The organism is Truepera sp., assembly GCA_032027045.1.
In the GTDB taxonomy this organism is placed as follows: Bacteria; Deinococcota; Deinococci; order Deinococcales; family Trueperaceae; genus JAAYYF01.
This window is the reverse complement of record JAVSMU010000001.1, coordinates 1,716,461-1,736,193: the sequence shown is the minus strand read 5'-3', so window position 1 is coordinate 1,736,193 and position 19,733 is coordinate 1,716,461. Positions and strand designations below refer to the sequence as shown.

Sequence of the window (19,733 nt, the reverse complement as noted above, 5' to 3'; positions counted from 1 at the left end):
GACTGCCGCCAGGAGGCCCATGTCGACACCTGCCATCGCTAGCGAGCGTCTCACCAAGAACTACGGCAAGCGACAGGTGGTCAAGGACTTCACCTTCCGCGTCAACCCGGGTGAGGTCTACGCTCTGGTCGGCCCGAACGGCGCCGGCAAGACGACGGTCATCCGGCTGGTGTCGGGCCTCGCGTTCCCCAGTTCCGGCACGGTCAGCATCCTGGGCAAGAACCCGCACCTGAACCCGGAGGTTCGCCGTCACCTGGGCGCGGTGGTCGAGGCCCCGGCGGCCTTCTACCCGTACCTGACCGGCCGCGCGAACCTCGAGCTGCACGCGACGTTGGCCGGCGGGGTGGCGAGCAGCCGCATAACCGAGGTGTTGGGGCTCATGGAGCTGGCGGACGCCGCCGACCGCAAGGTGGGCGTCTACAGCCTGGGCATGAGGCAGCGCCTGGGCGTCGCCGCCGCGGTGCTGACGCGGCCCGACGTCCTCATCCTCGACGAGCCGGCCAGCGGCATGGACCCGCTCAGCCTGCACCTGGTCCACACCGTCCTGCGGGAAGCGGCGGAGGAGGGCACGGCCGTGCTCCTCTCCACGCACCACCTCGACGAGGTCGTGGCTTACTGCACCCGCGTCGCCATCTTGGAGGAGGGTGCCCTCATCGACGAGGTGAACCTCTTCGACCGCCGCGAGCGCTACCGCCTGCGGCCCACGGCAATGGAGCAGGCCGTGCGGCTTCTCGACGAGGCGCCCTTCATCAAGCACGTCACGGTAAGGGGCCACGAGCTCGTCTTCATCCCGAGCAGCGCCGACACCCTGGGGCAGGTAACTCAGAAACTTGCCGAGGGGGGCGTCGGGGTGCTCGAGATGAACCGTGACGTGTTCGACCTGCGCGCCTACTACCGCGAGCGCGTCAGCGCGGAACGCGCCCGGCGCACCGGCGTGGTCGAGCCGCCGGCCGTCCCGTCTTTCCCGGGTGAGCCATGATCAGCGTCCTGCTGCGCATGGAGCTGAGCAAGCTGTGGCGCCTGACGAGCGTGCGCGTGGGCCTGCTGCTGCTCGTGCTGTTCCCGATCTTGTGGTCGTACGCGCCGGGCATCTTCGAGGTGTACGGCTTCTTCCTCGTTTCCGGCTACCAAGTGCCCGCTTTAAGCCTGCTCTCGTCGATGCAGTTCCTGCTGCCGCTGCTCACGGCGATCACCGCCGCGGAGCTCCTGGGGGTCGAGATCTCGAACGGCACGCTACCGACGGTGTTACTCAGGCCGGTGACGCGCCCCAACTGGTTGGCGGCGAAGCTGGTGGCCGCGGCCGTGTACCCGTTCTTGATGCTGGTCGTGTTCCTGTTGGCGTCGTTGCTGGCCGGTGCCCAGTTCGGCTTCGGCAGCTTCGTTGGCGGCACCGGTCTTGGGGAAGCCGGACTGCTTGGCACCGGCTCGCTTTCGGCCGGCGCCGCGCTCCTCGAGCTTGGCCGCGGCTACCTGCTGGCGGCCCTGGCGCTGGTACCGATCGCGATGCTCGCGGTCATGTTCACCGTCATCTTCATGAACGCGGCGGGTGGCGCGCTGGCCACGCTGGCTACGCTCATAATCATGCAACTCCTGGTGGTGTTCCCCAACCTCGAGCGTTTCCTGCTCACCACGCAGCTGAACGCCTACTCCGTGCCTAACGCGGAGCTGTCCTGGGTCGTGGCACTCATCGCCCTGTACGGGGCGCTGTTCGCGGCCGTGGCCGTAATTCTCTTCGAGCGAAAGGACTTCTAGTGCTTGGCGGCCCGTGCGCGCGCCCGCGTGCTCGCGGTGCGCGGTCAGCAGCCACGCTGATGGCGGCGGCAGCTCTCGCCCTCGGCCTGGTGCACTCGGCGTGGGCCCAGAGCATCAACTACACCGTGCAGGTCGTCGCGTTGTCTGACCGGGACGGCGCCCTGTCGGTCCAGAACGACCTGTTGCGCCAGGGGTTCCCCGCTTACGTGGTCCGCTCCACGTCGGCGCAGGGCGACATCTTCAGGGTGCGGGTGGGCGCGTTCGCGAACCGCCCGGCGGCGCTCCACTACGCCAACGCCATGCCCGAAGTGAGCGGTGGCCGCGCCGTGCCTGCCTTGGCCGAGGCCATTCCGGCGGGCATCACGCCCCTCGCCCCCCGCCTGCTGTTCGAGCAGGACGTTAGTGGCAACGAGCTTCGCCTCCTCGCGTTCCCCGAGGGGGGCCTCGCGCTGCGCTTGCAGTGGCGCGTGCCGCTCGGCCAGGCAGAGTACGTGATCTTCCGCGGCGGGACGGTGGAACGCGTGAAGGCCTGGCAACTGGTGGACGGGCCGGACGGCCAGCGCCTCCGCGTGCGCGACATGGCCCTGTGGGCCGATACCTGGCAACAGGACCCGCAGGAAGTGCGGGACGCCTACGAGGCGAACGTCCTCGCGCTGGTGGCCGAGCGCCTGGGCGTCGGCGCCGCGAAGGTGGCGGCCGCGAGGTACGTGCCCTCTGGCGACGAGGTGCCTCGCTTGATCGTGGTGGAGAAGCTGACGCCGAGGCTGTCCGACGTGCCCGAGTTACTCGGCGTCGGCCTGCCGGCCAGCGGCATGACGGCGGCCGGCCCCATCGCCTACCTGGGCATCGACCCGGGGCTGCTGCCGGGCGTGCCCGAGAGCGCACGCTTGGACCTCGCCACTCGCAGCGTGACCGGCACGCTGGCCAGGGCGACCTGGTCGGGGTTCGAGGATGGGGCCGAGGCGCCAGAGAACCAGGGGTCGGCCGGCCAAGAAGGGGAGACGGAGGGGCCCGGCACCCCGCCCGAGGCCCCGACCGAGCCTGAAGGCGAGCCCGAAGCCGCCGGGTCTGGCGCTGGCCCTGAAGACGCCGGGCCTGGCGGTGGCCCCGAAGACGCCGGGCCTGGCGGTGGCCCCGAAGACGCCACGCCGGCACCCGCGTCGCCCGCGCCGGGGGCCGCCTCGTCCGCGCCCGGGGTCGTCATTGGTGACGACTGGCAAGCGGTGGCCGATGGGGCCTTCGTGCGCCTGACGGCGGTCGGCCAGGACGGCGCGGCGCTGACGAGCTGGCGCGCCTGCGTCGGCCTGCCGATATGGAGCGACGGACATTACCTCCTGGCGCTCCAAGACGGTGCTTTGTTGGTCTACGACTTCCTGCCGCGCTGACTGCCAGGCGCGGCGAATCCTCGGCTTCATTCGCGGCGGTTCGCCACCGCCTCGCGGTCGGGTCAGGCGGCGGCTTCCGGGGTCGGTTCCTGGGGCGCGCCTTGCCCGATGGGCTCCACGCCGTGCTCGACCAGCCACTTCTCCAGGGCCATCGCCGCGCGCGTGCCGGCGCCCACCGACGTGCCCAACTGGCGGTAGACCTCGTCGGAGACGTCACCGGCGGCGAAGACCCCCGGCATGCTCGTGTAAACCTCGTTCCGCACGTCGACGTACCCGCTGGGCCTCAAGTCGACGGTGCCGCTAAGGTAACCGGTGTTGGGTTCGTGCCCCACGTAGATGAACACCCCGTCGGCGCTTATGTGCCCGTGCTCACCGGTGAGCGTGTTGGACGTGTTCACGCCGACCACCTGCCCGTCGTCGCCCAGGACTTCGGTCACCACCGTGTTCCAGACGAACTCCATCTTGGGGTTGGCGAAGGCGCGCTCCTGGGCCGCCTTGTTCGCCCGAAGCTCGTCGCGTCGGTGAACGACGGTGACCTTGGAGGCGAACTTCGTGAGGAAGAAACCCTCCTCCACGGCGGCGTCCCCGCCCCCGACGACGACGACCTCCTTGCCCCGGTAGAAGAAGCCGTCGCAGGTGGCGCAGGTGGAGACGCCGCGGCCGTAGAGCTCGTCCTCGCCGGGAACGCCCAGGCGCCTCGGGTTGGCGCCCGTCGCGATGATGACCGCGTTCGCGTGGTAGTCCGCCTCGGAACCGGCCACCAGGAAGCCACCGTCGGGGTGGCGCTCCAGGCCCAGCGCCTCGTCCATCACTATGCGCGCCCCGAACTTCTCGGCTTGCGCGACCATCCGTTGCGACAACTCGGGGCCCGTGACGCCGTCCGGGAAGCCGGGGTAGTTCTCGACCTCGTCGGTCTGGGCGATCTGCCCGCCCGGAAGGCCGACCTCGAGAATGACGGTACCCAGTTGCGCGCGGCCGGTGTAAACGCCGGCCGTGAGACCGGCGGGGCCTCCTCCGATTATGACCACGTCTTGTCGATGAACCTTCTTGGGCATCCGAGCCTCCATGACGCCTGAATCTAGCACCGGTGAGCGCCGGGCGGGGTCGCCGGGATACCCATACGGGGTATCGGCGGTGGCCGGCGCTGGTGGCTCGGCGGGACGGGCCGGCGCGTCGGCCGCCGGTGGGGCGGCTAGGGTTAGCATTCGAGTATGGCGGAAGCAGGAGACGCGGGTAAGGGGGCTGAGCTCTCGGCCTCGGTGGGCGATTACCTCAAGGCGGTGTGGCAACTCAGCAACGGCGGCATGGCCTCGCCCGGGGAGATCGCCAGGGAGCTCGGTGTCACGGCGCCGTCGGTGACCGCCATGCTGCTCAAGCTCCAGCGCGACGGGCTGGTGACCTACGTCCCGTACCGCGGCGCCGACCTCACCCCGACCGGCCGCAGCGAGGCGCTCAGGCTGGTGAGGCGTCACCGGCTGTTGGAGACCTTCCTGATAGAGGACTTGGGCTTCGGTTGGGACGAGGTGCACGAGGAAGCGGAGCGGATGGAGCACGTGATGTCAGACCGCTTCACCGAGCGCCTGGCGCAGCACCTGGGGCAACCGGCGTTCGACCCGCACGGCGACCCCATCCCGAGCGTCGACGGCACGCTTCCCGCGGGTCCCGACGTGCAGCTCGCCGATTCGAAGGTCGGCACGCGTTTCGTGGTGCAACGGGTCAAGACGCAAGACAGCGACGTGCTCTTGCACCTGACCGAGCTGGGGGTGGCGCCGGGCAGCGAGGTGGTGGTGTTGGGGCGGGAGCCGCGGGGCAACCTGCTCTACCTCGATCACGGCGACGGCCAGGACTTCGCGCTCTCGCGCGACCTGGCGAAGCTGATCCTCGGGTACCCCAAGGAGTAGCACCAGCAGCGTCCGCAAGAGGTTGCCTAGCGGACGTCGATCTGTACGAGCCCATCCAGATTCGCAAAGCCCGCATCATCTCTGCTGACGACGGCGAAGCCGTGAGCGAGCGCCGTAGCAGCGATCATGCGATCGAGCACATGTGCACGGGCGCTACCGCCGCGCGCGACTACATGGCGCAGCAGATCATCATGGGCGCGGACGCAGGCATCGTCGAACGCCACACCACTCCCGAATGCTTCACGAAGGGCAGTGAAGCGCGCGAGCCGCGCCTTGAACTCCACGAGCCTGGTCGTGGCGTGCAAACCCCTGATCAGTTCAGACCAGCTGAGCGAACTGACCACCAAACCCTCGTAGCCCGAAAGGTCCGGCGCAGGCTCGCCCTCGGCCTCGCGAGCGATAAGGACATTCGTATCGAGGAGGGCGATCACGAGGTCTGCGACCAGGCGTCCCTACCGTCAAAATCGGCTGCGGCTTCCCTTACTTCCGCCGCCCAGTCATGCGCCAAGGGTGTAGCGCGCAGCAATTCCCGGAACTGCTCTGGGGTCACCGTTGCCTTCGGTTGCGGCGGCACTAGTCTGGCGACTTCACGGTCATGGCGAGTAACGATGTAGGTTGCGCCCCGCTCGACCTCATCCAGCGCCTGCGTAGGGTTTTGTCTCAGCTTGGCGACCGGAATCACCTTCATGTCTAGATAATAGCATAAGTAGACTAACGACGAATAATGGTTGTTGACCCGCCGGGCACTTTGTCGCCCAGCCGGCGTAACGCGCTTGACCCGGCGCCGAGCACCACCTATATTAGACAAGACGAAACTATGAAGATTTCCTCGACTAAATTCCACTCACGCCCCCGACGCTCCCCGCGTCGCTGGGGTCTGACTCTGCTGGTTCTGGCAACCTTCTCGGCCTCCACGGCGCTGGCCGCGAGGCCCATCCAGGTGCTCACCACCATCGGCATGCTCGGTGACGTCGCCGCCGAGGTCGCCGGCGAGTGCGCCGCGGTGGAGGCCATGATGGGGCCGGGAGTCGACCCACACTTGTACCGGGCCAGTGCCGGTGATGTCACCAAGCTGGCACGGGCCGACCTGATCCTGTACGCCGGACTCGGCCTCGAGGGGCGACTCTCCGACGTGTTGGCGAACTTCTCGCGCCGCAAGCCGACGGTGGCCGTGGCGGAACTCGCCGTGCCCGCCACCGAGCTTCGGTACGTAGGTACCAGCACGATCGACCCGCACGTCTGGATGGACGTGGCCCTCTGGCGGGGCACCGCCGCCGTCATCCGCGACGCGCTCCTCACCCACCCTGACATCGATCCCGAGTGTGCCGCCGGCATCACCGCGCGCACGTCGGCCTACGAGGAGCAACTTGCGGTCTTGGATGCCTGGGTTCGGGAGGCCGTCGCCTCGATACCGGAACGCCAGCGCGTCCTGGTGACCGCACACGACGCCTTCCAGTACTTCGGTAGCGCGTACGGCCTGGAGGTGGTCGGGATCCAAGGGATCTCCACCGACGCCGAGGCCGCCGTGGCCGACATCCGCCGCGTGGCCGAGGTGGTGGCCCAGCGCGAAGTGCCGGCCATCTTCGTGGAGAGCACCATCAATCAGCGCACGGTAGACGCCGTGATCGACGCCGTCAGGAGGCGCGGCGCCTCCGTAACCCTCGGCGGGCAGCTCTACTCCGACGCCATGGGGGCGGACCGCACCCCCGACGGCACCTACATAGGCATGCTCGTGCGCAACGCGACCAACGTGGTGGCCGCTCTGGGCGGCGCCGTGCCCGCGTTGCCACGCGGCCTGTCCGAGTGGGAAGGGCGTTGGCAGTGATGGCGGCGTTGGAGAGGCCCGGTGTGCTGCAAGTCGACCGCCGCCAGAGCGTGGCCGCCGCGGCCGCGCCTCCGGCGATACGGGTGCGGGGGCTCAGCGCCGGCTACGGCCCCGACCTCGTGCTGGAGGCGGTCGACCTGACCGTTCCCAGCGGGGTGATGGGCGCCATCGTCGGACCCAACGGGGCCGGCAAGAGCACGTTGGTCAAGGCCATCCTCGGGCTGCTGCCGCTCCGCTCGGGCGGCGTGGAATTGCTGGGGCAGCCGATAGCAAAGGGCCGCCGCCACGTGGGCTACGTGCCGCAGCGCTCCAGCGTCGACTGGGACTTCCCGGCAGACGTCCTCGACGTCGTGACCATGGGCCTCTACGGGACGCTCGCATGGTGGCAACGCCCCGGCCGAGCCGCCCGCGAGCGCGCCATGGAGGCGCTGGAGGTGGTCGGCATGGCCGACCTGCGCCGGCGTCACATCTCCCAGCTTTCCGGTGGCCAGCAGCAACGCGTGTTCCTGGCGCGGGCGTTGGTCCAAGACGCCGACCTCTACTTGCTCGACGAGCCACTTGCGGGCGTCGACGCGGTGTCCGAGGCGGCGCTGGTGAGTACCCTTAGACGCCTGCGTGACGAGGGCAAGACGGTCCTCGCCGTCCACCACGACCTCAACACCTTGAGCGACTACTTCGAGTGGTTGACGCTCGTCAACCGCCGGGTGCATGCGAGCGGCGCGATGGCGGAGGCGTTCGTGCCGGAGGAGTTGGCGAAGGCCTACGGCAGGGCGCCCATCAACCTGCAGGCCGGCGCCGCTAGCGCGTGGTAGCTGCGCTCGGCTCGCTGGCCTCGTTGCTGGGAGACCCTACCGTCCAGACTGTCGTCCTCGGCTCGGCGCTCCTCGGCGCCACCTCAGGCGCACTCGGGACCTTCGCCGTGCTGCGCCGGCAGAGCCTTCTGGGCGACGCCATGTCGCACGCCGCGCTTCCGGGGGTCGTGATGGGTTACTTCGTCTCCGGTGGCAGGCACTTGGGCGCCATCCTGATCGGGGCCCTGCTCGCCGGCCTTGCGGCCGCGCTGTTCGCCCTGTTCCTCAGCCGCCAACCGCGGATCAAGGAGGAGGCGGCGCTCGGGGCGGCACTCAGTCTGGGCTTCGCCCTGGGTGTCGTACTTCTCACCGTCGCCCAGAAACAGGCGACCGCGTCGCATGCGGGCCTCGACACCTTCCTCTTCGGGCAGGCGGCGGCCACGCTGCGCAGCGACCTCGTGTGGCTGGGTGGCCTCGCTGCCGTGGCGGGCCTGATCCTGGCCGTGTTATGGCGCCAAGCAAAACTCGCGACCTTCGACCGCGACTTCGCCGCGGTCTCGGGCGTGGCCGTGCCGCGCATCGAGGCCCTGCTGACGGCGCTGCTGGCGTTCGCCATCGTCATCGGCCTGCAGCTGGTGGGCGTGGTGCTCATGTCGTCCCTCGTCGTGGCCCCGGCGGTGGCGGCGCGGCAGTGGAGCGGAAGCCTCGCCGGCATGGTGCTGCTGGCGGGCGCCATCGGGCTGGTCAGTGCCGTCATCGGCGCCGTGCTTAGCGCGCTCTCGCCCGGCCTTTCGACCGGGCCGCTGGTCGTCCTGGTGGCAACGGCGGCGGTCGCCATCTCCCTGGTGTTCGGCCGGCCCTCGGTAAGGGGGGCCAACTGAGTGGCCGCATTGTTCCAGTCGGTGCCGTTCGCCATTCTAGGTACGGGCGTGCTCGTGGCAGTCGCCTCGGCACTGGTGGGCACGCTGCTCACGGTGCGTGGGCAGGCCATGCTGACGGACGCGATCAGCCACGGCGTGGTCCTTGGCATCGCGGTGGTCTACCTCGCCCTCGACGTGGTCGGCGGCCCGTGGCAACTGCTGGGCGCGGCCATAACGGGGTTGATCACCGTGTTCGTCACCGAGGCCCTGAGCTCGGGCCGCCGGGTGCGCCGTGACGCCGCCATCGCCCTCGTATTCCCGGCGATGTTCGCCGCCGGGGTGCTGCTGCTGGCGCTGTTCGCCCGCAACGTCCACGTGGACCAACACACCGTGCTGCTTGGCGAGATCGGTTTCGTGTGGCTCGATCAGGTCTCGGTGTTCGGGTTCGAGTTGCCGCGGGCGATGGCCACCCTCGCGTTGGTGTTGGCGCTGGACCTGGCGTTCTTGGGCCTCCTCTACAAGCAGCTGGCCGCGGCGGCCTTCGACCCCGTTCACGCGCAGCTGCAGGGCCTCAGGCCGAAGCTCGTCGGCGGCGTCCTGCTCGCGCTGACGGCGGTCACTGCCGTCGCCGCCTTCGACGCGGTCGGCGTGGTGCTGTTCGTGGCGTTCGCCATAGTGCCCGCCGTCACGGGTCAGCTCCTGGGCAGGCGCCTGCCGGGCGTGCTGCTGATAGCGGCCGGGATCGGCACGGCGGCGGCCCTGGGGGGCTATCCGGTGGCGCTGGCCCTCGACATCTCCATAGGCGGCACCATGGCCCTGTTGACCGGCGTGCCGCTGGTGATCCTGCTGTCGTGGCGCCTGCTACGTGCGGTCGTTCACACTCGCACGCCGTCCCTGACGCGCGAAGGAGATATGTCATAAGCCGTTCCGGGTGCTAGTGCTAGCGTTATCCCTCGGAAGAAGGCGGGAGAGCCACCGTTTTTAGCGCCGTGCGGCTGGGCCGGGAACCCTGCCCGGGCGACCGCGGTCACAGCGACCGTTGGCGGCTCCTCGGCTAGACTGCCAAAGGAGGCGCGTAGACGCCATGGGATCTCAGCGAACCGAGCTCAGCCCCGGATCAGAACCGCCCCCGGAACCCGTGGGGACGGGCACGACCGCCGTCGTGGAGACCACCGCACGGCTGTTCGGCGACGAGTGCTTCTGCATCTCCGACCTAGGCGCCGTTGGTCACCCCATAGTGCACGCCTCGGTCAAGTTCGCCGAGTTGACGGGCTTCCAGGCCGACGAGGTGGTCGGTCGCAACCTCGGGTTCCTCATGCGCAACGACACCTACCAGGAAGGCGAGCGCCTCCTGCGCGAAGCCGTGGCCGCAAACCGGCCCGTGACCACCACCGTTCGCACCTATCGGGCCGACGGCAGCCTCATGTGGCTCGAACAACGCCACTACCCCGTCCATGACGGGGGAGGGGAAGCGTCGCACCTGCTCACGCTGTTCCGCGACGTCACCGGCGAGGTGCACGTAGAAGGCGCCCAGGCCATGCAACTGGAGCTCTCCGGCTCGCTGGAAGGAGACGGGCGCTTCTTCAGCTACGCGCTACTGCTCCACGACGACGGCCGTAACGAGGTCGCGTGGGCCTCCGAGGCGTGGCAACAGCTGACGGGTTACGGCGTTGCCGACCTCCAGAAGCAGGGCATGGAACGCTTCGTGCACCCGGAGGACCGCGGCCACTTCCGCGAGCGCCTCCAAGGGTTGCGCGACGCCGAACGCCGCTCCGATCAGTACCGCGTGGTCACGCTCCAGGGCAAGGTCATGTGGGTCGAGGACTTCGCCAGTCGCAGGTGGCGCAGCGACGAGGCCGGTATAACGGCCGTTTACGGCATGATGAAGGACGTGAGCAACGCCCGCCGCGACCACGCGAACCTCTGGCACCTTGCTCACGTGGACTCGCTGACGGGCCTCCCGAACGCGCACCTGCTCGAGGACCGCATCCAGCAAGCGCAGCTCCAGGCGCGCCGGAACGGCACCAGCGTGGCCCTGGCGATCCTCGACCTGGACAACTTCAGGTTCGTGAACCAGACGTTCAGCCAGCGGCATGGCGACCGGGTGATAGCCGAGGTCAGCCGCCGTCTGCGCCGCACGCTCAGGCGCACCGACACGCTGGCGCGGCTCGACGGCGACGCCTTCGCCCTGCTCCTGGCCGACCTGCCTGCGCCGCGCGACGTGCTGCCGGCCCTCGACAAGGTCCTCATGGCCGTGCGCGAGCCTTACGCCGACGGCAGCCTCACCCTGAACCTCTCGGCGAGCATCGGCGTCGACATGCAGCGCAGCAGCGTGAGGGCCGCCAACCAGGTGCTCGAGCGGGCGAACGCCGCCCTCGTGCGCGCCAAGGAGACGAGCCGCGGCGGTTTCAGGTTCTTCGATGACGAGACGGACGTGGCCATGCGCTCGCGCGTGGCGATAGTGAGCGAGTTGCGGCGCGCCATCGCCGAGGACCAGCTCGTGCTGCACTACCAACCGCGGGTGCAACTCGACGACGGGGCCATCCACTCGGTGGAGGCCCTCGTGCGCTGGTTGCACCCAGTGCGCGGCCTGCTCAAACCGGTCGATTTCGTGCCCCTCATCGAGGAATCGCAACTCGGCCCGCAGCTCTTCGAGTGGGTCGTCGAACGCGCCTGCCGCCAGGCCAAGCGTTGGCAGCGCCAGCGCACGCCGCGGCGCGTGGCGGTCAACGTCAGCCCCTCGACCCTCGCCCATGCGGACATCGGCGGCATAGTCCAGAAGGTCCTGGCGCGCTACGACCTTCACCCCGGACTGCTGGAACTGGAGATCAGCGAGCGCACGGGGCACGACACCCTCGCCATGAGCGCCGACAAGCTCGACGGCATGCGGGCCATGGGCATGCAGGTGGCGCTGGACGACTTCGGGGTCGCGCACTCGTCCCTCACGCAACTGCGCGCGCTGCCGCTCGACGGTCTCAAGATCGACCGCTCGTTCGTCACCAAGCTCGACGCGCGGACCCCCGGGCAGGAGATCGACCTGCTTAGGGCCATCATCGCGCTCGGCAAGAGCCTGCGGCTGCGGGTCACGGCCGAGGGCATCGAGACCAGGGAACAGAACGACATCATGCGCAACCTGCACTGCGACGACGGTCAGGGCTTCCTCTACAGCCATCCCGTCCCTGCCGAGTACCTGCCCGCATCGGCCTGAAGGCAATACCGTCGACTTACAGGCTGCTAGTCATGTGGTCGTGGCGTGAAGCGATACCCCACACCCCATACCGTGTGGAAGTAAACGGGCTTGGCTGGGTCGGGCTCGAAGTAGCGCCTTAAGCGCATGACGAAGTTGTCGACCGTGCGGCTGCTAGGGAAGGTGTCGTTGCCCCACACGGCGTCGAGGATCTCGTCCCGGCTGACGACCTCATCAGCGCGGCGATGCAGGAGCCTCAGAACGCCCATCTCGCGTTCGCTCAGGTTCACCTCTTTGCCGCTCCGCAGCGTCGCCGTCCACGCCAAAACGTCCACCACGTTGCCGCCGAACTCGATCTGCTCGTTGTCGCGGCGAGCGCCGTTCCTCCTGGCGCCGGTACTACGGGCCAGGAGCTTGCGCACCCGCAGGAGGAACTCGGGTAGGTGGAACGGCTTGGCCAGGTAGTCGTCCCCGCCCGCTTCGAGGCCCTCCACGCGTTCCCACGGGAGACCCTTGGCCGATAAGAAGAGGACAGGCGTGTCGTCCCCAGCCGCGCGCCGTTCACGACAGAGGGTGTAACCGTCCTTGTGCGGCAGCATGACGTCGAGCACCACGAGGTCGGGCGCGCCGGTCCTCCAGGCCTTGGCCCCAAGCAGCCCGTCCGGCGCCTCCACAACAGCCAACCCTTCCGCCTCGAGGTTGTCGGCGAGTACCGCTGACAGAACCGGTTCGTCTTCGATGACCAAGACTTTGGCGGACATCAGTCTGCCGCTTTCAGCCTGAGGGTCGGCTGCTGCTCGCTAAGCTCCTGCAAGGGAAGGGAAACCACCACGCGCGTGCCGCCGCCGCGTACGCCCTCGATGCGCACCTCACCTCCGCGCGCCGTCGCGGTGCCGTGCACCAGGTGGAGGCCCAGGCCCAGGCCCGAAGTGGAGCGGGTGAGCTCGTTGCCGATGCGGTAGAAGCGTTCGAGTACGCGCTGCCGCTCATGTGCGGGGATGCCGCGACCCCGGTCCTCCACCACCAGCTTGGCCGCCGACCCCTGCCTGAACAGGCGGACCGCAACGAACTTCTTGACGTCGGGACTGTACTTGACGGCGTTGTCAAGGAGGTTACCCACGAGGATGGAGACATCCTCGAGGTCGGCTATTACCGGGAGGTTCTCGCAGCTGAGCTCGACGACCAACTCGGCACCGCGCGCCTCCAGTCCGGATCTGGCGCGGGAGACGACCGTGTGCACCAGGCTCCTCAGGTCGTGCAGCCCCGGTTGGTGTTCATCGCTGCCCGCCTCCATGCGGGCGGCCGCGAGAACCTGCTGCTCGGTCTTCTCCAGGCGGTTGACCTCCACCGTCATGCGCTGCAGGTATTCCTGCTGCTTGGCGGCCGGCAGAGTGCGGAGCTGAAGCGTCTCCAGGAGGAGCCTAAGCGTACTGATCGGGGTCTTGAACTCGTGACCCATGGCGTCTAGGAAGTTGCTCTGGCGGCGCTTCAGTTCACGCTCCAGCCGCAAGCTGCGGCCGATGATGAAGAGCCCGCCGATGATGACCAGCGCGAAGAACGGCCCTTCGAAAGCGAACATGCGCACGGTGGCGCGCTGTTTGGCGGTGAACTCCGCGTAGGAGCCGGCATCGACCTCCACTTCAGCCGCGTTGGCATCTAGGCGCAGGTGCGGAGAGGCGGTGAGGAGCGCCTCGACCTCGGCGCGGGCGCCCTGCTTAAGCAGCGCGCTCAGGGCGTGAGCCTCGCGTTGCATTGAGGCGACGCTGTCGCCGGTCACCTCGGCCACGTAACGTTGCTGGAAGTAGATCCACCAGCCCATCTGCGCCAACACGAACACGACGATGACTATGAATGCGGCGCGGGTGGCCGCGGGCGACGTGAGGGACTTGCGCGTCAGCATGACCCGCTCAGCCTATCGCCGGCGAGCCGCGAGTGGGTGTTGCCTGGAGCTGATCCAAGGGGGCAGGCGGAGCGCGCTGCTGCTGGTTGCTTGCGTGGTGGTCACCAGCTTCCTACTCCCCGTCCGCGGCCTATCAGCCAGAAGAAGAGCGGCCCGCCGATCACCGTCATCAGCACCCCGAGCGGCAGCTCCATGGGGGAGACGAGGTTGCGGGCGGCGGCGTCACCGAAGGTGAGCAAGCTAACCCCGCCCAGCAGTGTGGCCGGCAGCAGCACGCGGTGATCGTCGCCGAGCAGCCGACGCAGCAGGAACGGCACCACCAGCCCCACGAAGGCGATGCTGCCGCTGTAAGCCACCACCGTGCCGGTGGCCACCGCCGCCAAGGCGCCGGTCATCAAACGCGTACGACCGACGTTGACCCCGAGCGAGCGCGCCGCGTCGTCGCCCAGCAGCAGGATATTCAGCTCCGGAGCGCGCCGGAGAAGCAGCGCAGCTACGACGATCACGACCGGCGCTGCTACCGCAACGTCGCGCCAGAAGATACCCGTGAGCCCGCCGAGGGTCAGGAACGACGCGTCGGGCATCCCATCGCGGACGGCGCTGACCAGCAGCGTGACTACGCCCGCTAGGAACAGCTGCAGCGCCACGCCTGACAGCACCAGGGTCAACCGGTCGGAGCGGCCGTGGCGGCGGGCGAAGCCGATGAGCCACACCACGCTCACGGTCGCTGCCAAGCAGGCGGCGAGAGGCAGCACCCAGCGGCCGAGCCCGACCGCACCGAACAGGTACGCCATCACCACACCCAGGGTCGCCGCGCCGCTGACGCCTAAGAGGGTCGGGTCGGCGAGCTGGTTCCCGAACGTCACCTGCAGAGCGGCGCCCGCCAGAGCCAGCGCGGCGCCCACGGCGGCCGCCATGAGCACGCGCGGCAGGCGGATGTTCCACAGCACGATGCTCTGCTGTGGAGTGAAGTCGATACCGCTGGCGACGCCCGCCTTATCCAGCAAGATGCCGGCGATCTGGTCGGGTCGGATACTTACGGCGCCCCAGCCGAGCGAAAGGATCACGCCCGCTGCGGCAAGTAGTGCGAGTAGCAGGTAGATGGTGCGCGTGCGCGCTACCCGAGGGGAGCGCGCACGGCTGTCGGCGGTCGCGGAGTTCGCGCCTGGGCGCGCGAGCCTCACTGCAGCGAGTGCAGGTAATCGACCAGTTCCGCGAGGGCATCACCGCTGCGCAGTCCGAGGCCTAGGAAGTAGAGGTCTTCGAAGACGATCACGTTACCCGCTTTGGCGGCCGGCGTCTCGCTCACCCCGGGGATCTTGAGGACCTCGTCGACGCTGCCTACCGCCGCGATGCCGCGCTCGGTGACGATGATGACGTCGGGCGCCGCCGTCACGATCGCTTCGGGCGTGAACGGGACGTTGCCTACGAAACCGACTTCCTTACCTACGTCGATGCCGCCCGCGGCTTCGATCATCACGTTGGAGGCGGTGTCGGCGCCGCCGGCGAACTGCATGCTCCGGGCACCTAGGTAGAGGAAGAGGACGCGCGGCTTGGGCTCGAGCTCCGCGCCCCGCGCCGCCACCGCGGCGATCTTGGTGCTCAGCTCGTCAGCCAGCTTCTCGCCCTGCTCCTTTTCGCCGATGAGGCCGGCGATGAAGCGGACGTTCTCAACCGGAGTGTCGAGTGACAGGTCGCTGCCGATGTGCACAACCTGCACGCCGGCGCCTTCGAGTTGTGCGAGGACCTCCGGCGGCCCCGCTTGGTTGTTGGCGATCACCAGGGTGGGTTCGAACGCCAGCAGCGCCTCAGCCGAGAGGCGACCGTGGTAACCGACGTTAGGTAGGTCGTTGGCCGCGGCGGGGAAGTTCGAGGTGGCGTCGACCGCCACGAGCTGATCCTCCGCACCTAAGGCGAAGATGACCTCGGTGACCTCCCCAGCCAAGGAGATGATGCGCTGCGCGGCTGCCAACGGAAACAGTAGTAGCGCAGCGGTGAAGAGCGTGACGAGGGTGGTGCGTGGCTTCATCTGTGACTCCTTCATGCTTGGGCTCTCGCACGCTGCCGCTGCACGACGCCGAGTCGCGCTGGGCGGTTGGCTCGAGCCTTCTAGGGCGCATTATGGTTGCGCGCCCGGAAGGAGTTGTCATAGAACTGTCAGCGGCGCCGCGGCTCGCTCTGGCAGCTACCGGCGTTGCCGGCCCCTGGTGACCTCGACCCAACCGAACGGCCGCCATTACTCGCTTACTGCTGCTGCGGACGTTCGGGGAGCATGACAGGGCGTCCTCACCACGTGCCTAGGCGCTACCACCACCTACCCTGATGCTCACCCTGATACGCCCTTCGAGTTCCTCTGGCGGCTATCATCGGCCTCGTTGGCAGGTTGGTGTTCGGCCGTCTGCCCGCTACGGAAAGGGGTGGTGAGGTGATCGTGCTCGATGGCGTCACCAAGCGTTATGGTCGCGCCTTGGTGGTGGACGACGTCAGCGTGCGGATCGCACGGGGTGGCATCACCGCCATCATCGGTCCGAACGGCGCAGGCAAGTCGACGCTGTTGTCGATAGCTTGCCGCTTGTCGAGGCAGGACGCCGGCAGCGTGAGCATCGACGGTGATGACATCGCCAGGTGGCCTAGTGACGAGTTGGCGCGCCGCGTAGCGGTACTGAGGCAGGACTATCACTTAGCCGTCAGGCTCACGGTAGAGGACCTGGTGGCGTTCGGGCGTTACCCGCACTCCAAGGGCCGACCGACGGTAGCGGACCGTAAGCAGATCGAGGCGGCGATCGAGTATCTCGAGCTGGGTGAGTTGCGCAAACGTTTCCTGGACGAGCTGTCCGGCGGCCAGCGGCAGCGCGCGTTCGTGGCGATGGTCTTGTGTCAGGACACCGATTACGTGCTGCTCGACGAGCCGCTGGCGAGCCTCGACATGCGTCATGCGGTGGCGATGATGAAGCGCTTGCGGCGCGTGACGAGCGAGTTGGGTAAGACGGTGGTGTTGGTGCTGCACGATATCAACTTCGCTTCTGCGTACGCCGATTCGATAATCGCCTTGAAGAACGGTCGGTTGGTGCATCACGCTGCCCCGAACGAGGTGATGACTCCAGGGGTGCTACGTGAGATCTACGACATGAGCGTGAACGTGCACGAGATAGACGGGCAGCAGGTAGGCGTGTACTTCAGGTGAGTCGCGGCCAACCAGCCGCGAGGGTCGCTGCCGACCACCCACCCCGGTCACTGGACCCGTCGCCCGGGTTGCGGGCGAGCGTGGCCAGGTACGGATAATATGCCGTGTTCGCCCGGTCGCCCGGGTTCCCGGCGCCCCTAGAACGCGTGAGGAGAAGGATGTCCGAGAACCCGCTGCTATCGCCAGAGTTCGAGATCCCGTTCGACAAGATCAGGCCCGAACACGTCGCCCCAGCCATCCGCGAGGCGCTGGCCGAAGCCCAGAAGAGGCTTCCAGAGCTCAAGGCGCGTTGCGCCGGCGAACCGCTCACTTACGAGATCACGCTACAAGCGCTCGACGACCTGGTGGAGGGCGTGGTGCACCCCTACCGCCTCGCGCGCCACCTGCTCGGCGTCATGAACGGCCCCGAGCTGCGGCAGGCGTTCAACGAGGTTCTCCCGGAGGTGACCGCTTTCCTCGCGCGCCTGGCGACGGACCGCGACCTGTGGCAGATCGTCGCCCGTTACGCCGAAACGCCCGAGGGCGCTGCCTTGGAAGGCGTGCGGCAGCGCCACCTGCGTAAGACGGAGCAGGCGTTCCGCCGCGCCGGCGCGAGCCTCCCCGAGGCCGAGCGCAAGCGCGTCGAGGCGCTCAACGTCGAGCTCGCGCAGCTGAGCACCAAGTTCTCAGAGAACGTCCTGGACGCCACCAACGATTACGAGCTCGTGATCACCAGCGAGGAAGCGCTGGCGGGCTTGCCCGAGAGCGCGCTTCGCAGGGCACGTGCCTCCGCGGCGTCGCGCGGGCTCGAAGGTTACCGCTTCACCCTGCAGGCGCCTTCTTACCTCCCCTTCGTCAAGTACGTGGAGGACCGCGAGCTGAGGCGCGAGCTCCACGAGGCGTTCCTCGGGGTCGGTGCCGCCGAACCTTACGACAACCGCGGGATCATGCGCGAGATCCTGGCGCGGCGCCGCGAGCTTGCGCAGCTGCTCGGCTACGCCGACTTCGCCGACCTTCAGGCCGATGACCGGATGATCGGCACGGGCGCTCACGCGGCGGCCTTCGAGCAAGACCTCGAGGCGAGGACCCGCCCGTACTTCGACGCGGAGGTGGCCGAGCTCGAACGTCACGCGCGGACCGAGCTGAACCTGGAGCGCCTTGAAGCCTGGGACGTGCCGTTCGTCTCGGAGAAGCTACGCAAGGAGCGCTTCTCGCTCGACGAGGAGGAACTGAGGCCCTACTTCCCGCTGCCGCAAGTGTTGAGCGGCCTGTTCGACCTGACGGAACGCCTCTTCGGAGTGAAGGTGACGCCGGCCGACGGCGTTCCCACCTGGCACCACGACGTCGACGTCTACCACTTCCGCCACGAGGACGGCACCTTCCTGGGAGCGCTGTACGCAGACTGGTTCCCGCGCGAATCCAAGCGCAACGGCGCCTGGATGAACGGCCTCAGGACCGGGGGCCCCGGGCCCGCCGGGTTCGAACCGCACGTGGGCATCATCGCGTGCAACTTCACGCCCCCCGAGGACGGCCGGCCGGCGCTGCTCACTCATTCCGAGGTCGAGACGGTGTTCCACGAGTTCGGGCACCTGCTTCACCACGTCATGTGCCGCGTCGAGGTGAGGGCGCGCTCGAGCATGAACGTGGCCTGGGACTTCGTTGAGTTGCCCAGCCAGATCATGGAGAACTGGACCTGGGAGAGGGAGGCCCTCGACCTCTTCGCCAAGCACTTCGAGACGGGCGAAGCCCTGCCGGCCGAACTCTTCGAGGCACTGGCAGGCAGCCGCAACTTCCTCGAGGCCACCGCCCAGATGCGCCAGCTCATGCTGGGCACGGTCGACCTGGCCATCCACCGCGACTTCGACCCGCAAGGAGGCGACGACCTGCTGGAGTTCGGCCGCCGCACAATGGCGGGCCTGGAAGTGCGGCCGGACTTCGCGAAAGGCGAGCGCCTCGCGCGCTTCACGCACATCTTCTCGGGCGGTTACGCGGCCGGTTACTACTCCTACAAGTGGAGCGAGGTACTCGACGCCGACGCCTTCAGCCGCTTCGCCAAGGAGGGCATCTTCAACCCCGAGACTGGGCGCGCGTTCGCCGCAGCCGTGCTCTCGAGGGGCGATGCCGACGACCCGGCGCAACTGTTCCGCGACTTCATGGGCCGCGAACCGGACATGGACGCCCTCATCCGGCGCAGCCTGGGTGACGCCGCCCTAGGTGGCGCCCTCCCCGACGCCGCCGGCGGGTCCGGGCAACAGTCGCAGTCGGGACAACAGCTCTAGCGCGAGCTGCGTGCCGCGGTCGTACTCCCGCAAGCCTTCCTTGCCGCCCTGGGCCCTCAGGTACGCGTCGTACACGGTGTTGGCGCCGCGTGTGAGCAGCTCGACTCGGTAACGGGCCGTAGCCTCGGCGGCGGCCTGTGCGTCCTGCTGCGCCCGAACCGGCCAAGCCGCGGCGAACGCGTCGCCCGCCTCGGGACCGAGTCCGGCGCGCACCGCGGTGGCCAGGCGCAGCGTGGCCGCGTACCGCACCGACGGGTCGTCACAGGTGAGCCCCGCCAGGATGCCGACCGCCTCCGCGTCGGCCTCCTGCGCGAACCCCGCCGTGTGCGCCAGCTCGTGAAGCGCCACCGCCAGCGCCGAGGCCGACGGTAGGCCCGCGTCCACGTGCGGCTCGAGCAGCCACGGCGATATAACGCCCGCATACCCCATGCGCATGAGCGTGCCCGCCGGCAGCGCCTTGACGCGTTCCGGGAGGGCAAGGCCGGCCGCCTCCGTTTCGGGCAGGTAGGCCTCGCGAAGTTCCAAGGCGGTGGTCCTGACGCACCTGGAGGCGGCTGCCTGCGTGGCTGCGGACGGCAACCCGCTGCCGGCCGCCAGTGCGCCGGCCGGCAGCGCCGCAGCGGCCTCGTTGAGGCGGGCGAGCAACCACGCGTCGGGGGCCTGGGAATCAGGTCGCGACGGGCCCGCACC

At 68.5% G+C, this 19,733-nt stretch carries 19 protein-coding genes; 11 read left to right on the top strand and 8 right to left on the bottom strand.

All coding sequences use genetic code 11. From position 1 onward, the window contains the following. Positions 1–19 precede the first annotated feature (19 nt). From ROY82_08000 to ROY82_07990, 3 genes are read left to right on the top strand one after another with little or no spacing between them, the layout of a single operon-like run. Positions 20–979: an ABC transporter ATP-binding protein gene (locus ROY82_08000; GenBank protein ID MDT3682401.1), complete on the top strand. Its 960-nt coding sequence runs from the start codon at positions 20–22 to the stop codon at positions 977–979. Continuing rightward, complete coding sequence (locus ROY82_07995; protein MDT3682400.1) at positions 976–1,752, top strand: ABC transporter permease; 777 nt, start codon at positions 976–978, stop codon at positions 1,750–1,752. Before ROY82_08000 ends, ROY82_07995 begins: the two co-directional genes overlap by 4 nt. Positions 1,753–1,811: 59 nt before the next feature. Then, positions 1,812–3,137 carry an SPOR domain-containing protein gene (locus ROY82_07990; GenBank protein ID MDT3682399.1) on the top strand — a complete coding sequence of 442 codons (1,326 nt, stop codon included), beginning with the start codon at positions 1,812–1,814 and terminating at the stop codon, positions 3,135–3,137. Positions 3,138–3,199: 62 nt separating this feature from the next. On the opposite strand, the gene trxB is transcribed toward ROY82_07990, so the two are convergent. Next, positions 3,200–4,192 carry a thioredoxin-disulfide reductase gene (trxB, locus tag ROY82_07985; protein ID MDT3682398.1) on the bottom strand — a complete coding sequence of 331 codons (993 nt, stop codon included), beginning with the start codon at positions 4,190–4,192 and terminating at the stop codon, positions 3,200–3,202. A 156-nt stretch (positions 4,193–4,348) separates the two neighbouring features. Between trxB and ROY82_07980 the strand changes: the two genes are divergently transcribed. Continuing rightward, entirely contained in the window at positions 4,349–5,038 is a 690-nt protein-coding gene (locus ROY82_07980; GenBank protein ID MDT3682397.1) for a metal-dependent transcriptional regulator, read from the top strand. 26 nt (positions 5,039–5,064) lie between these two features. On the opposite strand, the gene ROY82_07975 is transcribed toward ROY82_07980, so the two are convergent. Further along, positions 5,065–5,469: a PIN domain-containing protein gene (locus ROY82_07975; protein MDT3682396.1), complete on the bottom strand. Its 405-nt coding sequence runs from the start codon at positions 5,467–5,469 to the stop codon at positions 5,065–5,067. Then, complete coding sequence (locus ROY82_07970; GenBank protein MDT3682395.1) at positions 5,466–5,726, bottom strand: type II toxin-antitoxin system Phd/YefM family antitoxin; 261 nt, start codon at positions 5,724–5,726, stop codon at positions 5,466–5,468. Before ROY82_07970 ends, ROY82_07975 begins: the two co-directional genes overlap by 4 nt. A 252-nt stretch (positions 5,727–5,978) precedes the next feature. Between ROY82_07970 and ROY82_07965 the strand changes: the two genes are divergently transcribed. From ROY82_07965 to ROY82_07945, 5 genes are all read left to right on the top strand, one after another. Further along, the gene (locus tag ROY82_07965) at positions 5,979–6,863 is read left to right on the top strand and encodes a zinc ABC transporter substrate-binding protein (GenBank protein MDT3682394.1); all 885 of its coding nucleotides are present in this window, start codon (positions 5,979–5,981) and stop codon (positions 6,861–6,863) included. Positions 6,864–6,886: 23 nt separating this feature from the next. After that, positions 6,887–7,675: a metal ABC transporter ATP-binding protein gene (locus ROY82_07960; protein ID MDT3682393.1), complete on the top strand. Its 789-nt coding sequence runs from the start codon at positions 6,887–6,889 to the stop codon at positions 7,673–7,675. Beyond that, positions 7,669–8,535, top strand: coding sequence for a metal ABC transporter permease (locus ROY82_07955; GenBank protein ID MDT3682392.1), 867 nt, complete (start codon positions 7,669–7,671; stop codon positions 8,533–8,535). Before ROY82_07960 ends, ROY82_07955 begins: the two co-directional genes overlap by 7 nt. Further along, entirely contained in the window at positions 8,536–9,435 is a 900-nt protein-coding gene (locus ROY82_07950) for a metal ABC transporter permease (protein MDT3682391.1), read from the top strand. A 163-nt stretch (positions 9,436–9,598) separates the two neighbouring features. After that, positions 9,599–11,722: an EAL domain-containing protein gene (locus ROY82_07945; GenBank protein MDT3682390.1), complete on the top strand. Its 2,124-nt coding sequence runs from the start codon at positions 9,599–9,601 to the stop codon at positions 11,720–11,722. A gap of 26 nt (positions 11,723–11,748) precedes the next feature. Here ROY82_07945 and ROY82_07940 read toward each other — a convergent pair whose 3' ends face one another. The 4 genes from ROY82_07940 to ROY82_07925 all read right to left on the bottom strand — a co-directional run bounded on the left by ROY82_07940 (position 11,749) and on the right by ROY82_07925 (position 15,630). Continuing rightward, complete coding sequence (locus ROY82_07940; GenBank protein MDT3682389.1) at positions 11,749–12,462, bottom strand: response regulator transcription factor; 714 nt, start codon at positions 12,460–12,462, stop codon at positions 11,749–11,751. Beyond that, a complete protein-coding gene (locus ROY82_07935; protein ID MDT3682388.1) occupies positions 12,462–13,601 on the bottom strand; it encodes a HAMP domain-containing sensor histidine kinase in 1,140 nt (379 codons plus the stop codon). The genes ROY82_07940 and ROY82_07935 overlap by 1 nt, the downstream gene beginning before the upstream one ends. A gap of 101 nt (positions 13,602–13,702) precedes the next feature. Further along, positions 13,703–14,785 (bottom strand): iron ABC transporter permease, encoded by a 1,083-nt coding sequence (locus tag ROY82_07930; GenBank protein MDT3682387.1) that lies wholly within the window; start codon positions 14,783–14,785, stop codon positions 13,703–13,705. Continuing rightward, positions 14,782–15,630, bottom strand: coding sequence for an ABC transporter substrate-binding protein (locus tag ROY82_07925; GenBank protein MDT3682386.1), 849 nt, complete (start codon positions 15,628–15,630; stop codon positions 14,782–14,784). Before ROY82_07925 ends, ROY82_07930 begins: the two co-directional genes overlap by 4 nt. 396 nt (positions 15,631–16,026) lie before the next feature. Between ROY82_07925 and ROY82_07920 the strand changes: the two genes are divergently transcribed. Then, positions 16,027–16,785: an ATP-binding cassette domain-containing protein gene (locus tag ROY82_07920; protein MDT3682385.1), complete on the top strand. Its 759-nt coding sequence runs from the start codon at positions 16,027–16,029 to the stop codon at positions 16,783–16,785. A gap of 158 nt (positions 16,786–16,943) precedes the next feature. After that, positions 16,944–19,043 carry a M3 family metallopeptidase gene (locus tag ROY82_07915; protein MDT3682384.1) on the top strand — a complete coding sequence of 700 codons (2,100 nt, stop codon included), beginning with the start codon at positions 16,944–16,946 and terminating at the stop codon, positions 19,041–19,043. On the opposite strand, the gene ROY82_07910 is transcribed toward ROY82_07915, so the two are convergent. Continuing rightward, on the bottom strand, positions 18,975–19,733 hold a 759-nt coding region (locus ROY82_07910), incomplete at its 5' end, for a DUF3810 family protein (GenBank protein MDT3682383.1). The two genes, ROY82_07915 and ROY82_07910, sit on opposite strands and share 69 nt — an antisense overlap.

Bases quoted from the DNA above. Each gene is read 5' to 3' on its own strand.
- ROY82_07995 (MDT3682400.1), top strand. From the start codon at position 976: ATGATCAGCGTCCTGCTGCGCATGGAGCTGAGCAAGCTGTGGCGCCTG.
- ROY82_07945 (MDT3682390.1), top strand. From the start codon at position 9,599: ATGGGATCTCAGCGAACCGAGCTCAGCCCCGGATCAGAACCGCCCCCG.
- trxB (MDT3682398.1), bottom strand. From the start codon at position 4,192: ATGCCCAAGAAGGTTCATCGACAAGACGTGGTCATAATCGGAGGAGGC.
- ROY82_07990 (MDT3682399.1), top strand. From the start codon at position 1,812: ATGGCGGCGGCAGCTCTCGCCCTCGGCCTGGTGCACTCGGCGTGGGCC.
- ROY82_07935 (MDT3682388.1), bottom strand. From the start codon at position 13,601: ATGCTGACGCGCAAGTCCCTCACGTCGCCCGCGGCCACCCGCGCCGCA.
- ROY82_07940 (MDT3682389.1), bottom strand. From the start codon at position 12,462: ATGTCCGCCAAAGTCTTGGTCATCGAAGACGAACCGGTTCTGTCAGCG.
- ROY82_08000 (MDT3682401.1), top strand. From the start codon at position 20: ATGTCGACACCTGCCATCGCTAGCGAGCGTCTCACCAAGAACTACGGC.
- ROY82_07915 (MDT3682384.1), top strand. From the start codon at position 16,944: ATGTCCGAGAACCCGCTGCTATCGCCAGAGTTCGAGATCCCGTTCGAC.
- ROY82_07925 (MDT3682386.1), bottom strand. From the start codon at position 15,630: ATGAAGCCACGCACCACCCTCGTCACGCTCTTCACCGCTGCGCTACTA.
- ROY82_07980 (MDT3682397.1), top strand. From the start codon at position 4,349: ATGGCGGAAGCAGGAGACGCGGGTAAGGGGGCTGAGCTCTCGGCCTCG.
- ROY82_07970 (MDT3682395.1), bottom strand. From the start codon at position 5,726: ATGAAGGTGATTCCGGTCGCCAAGCTGAGACAAAACCCTACGCAGGCG.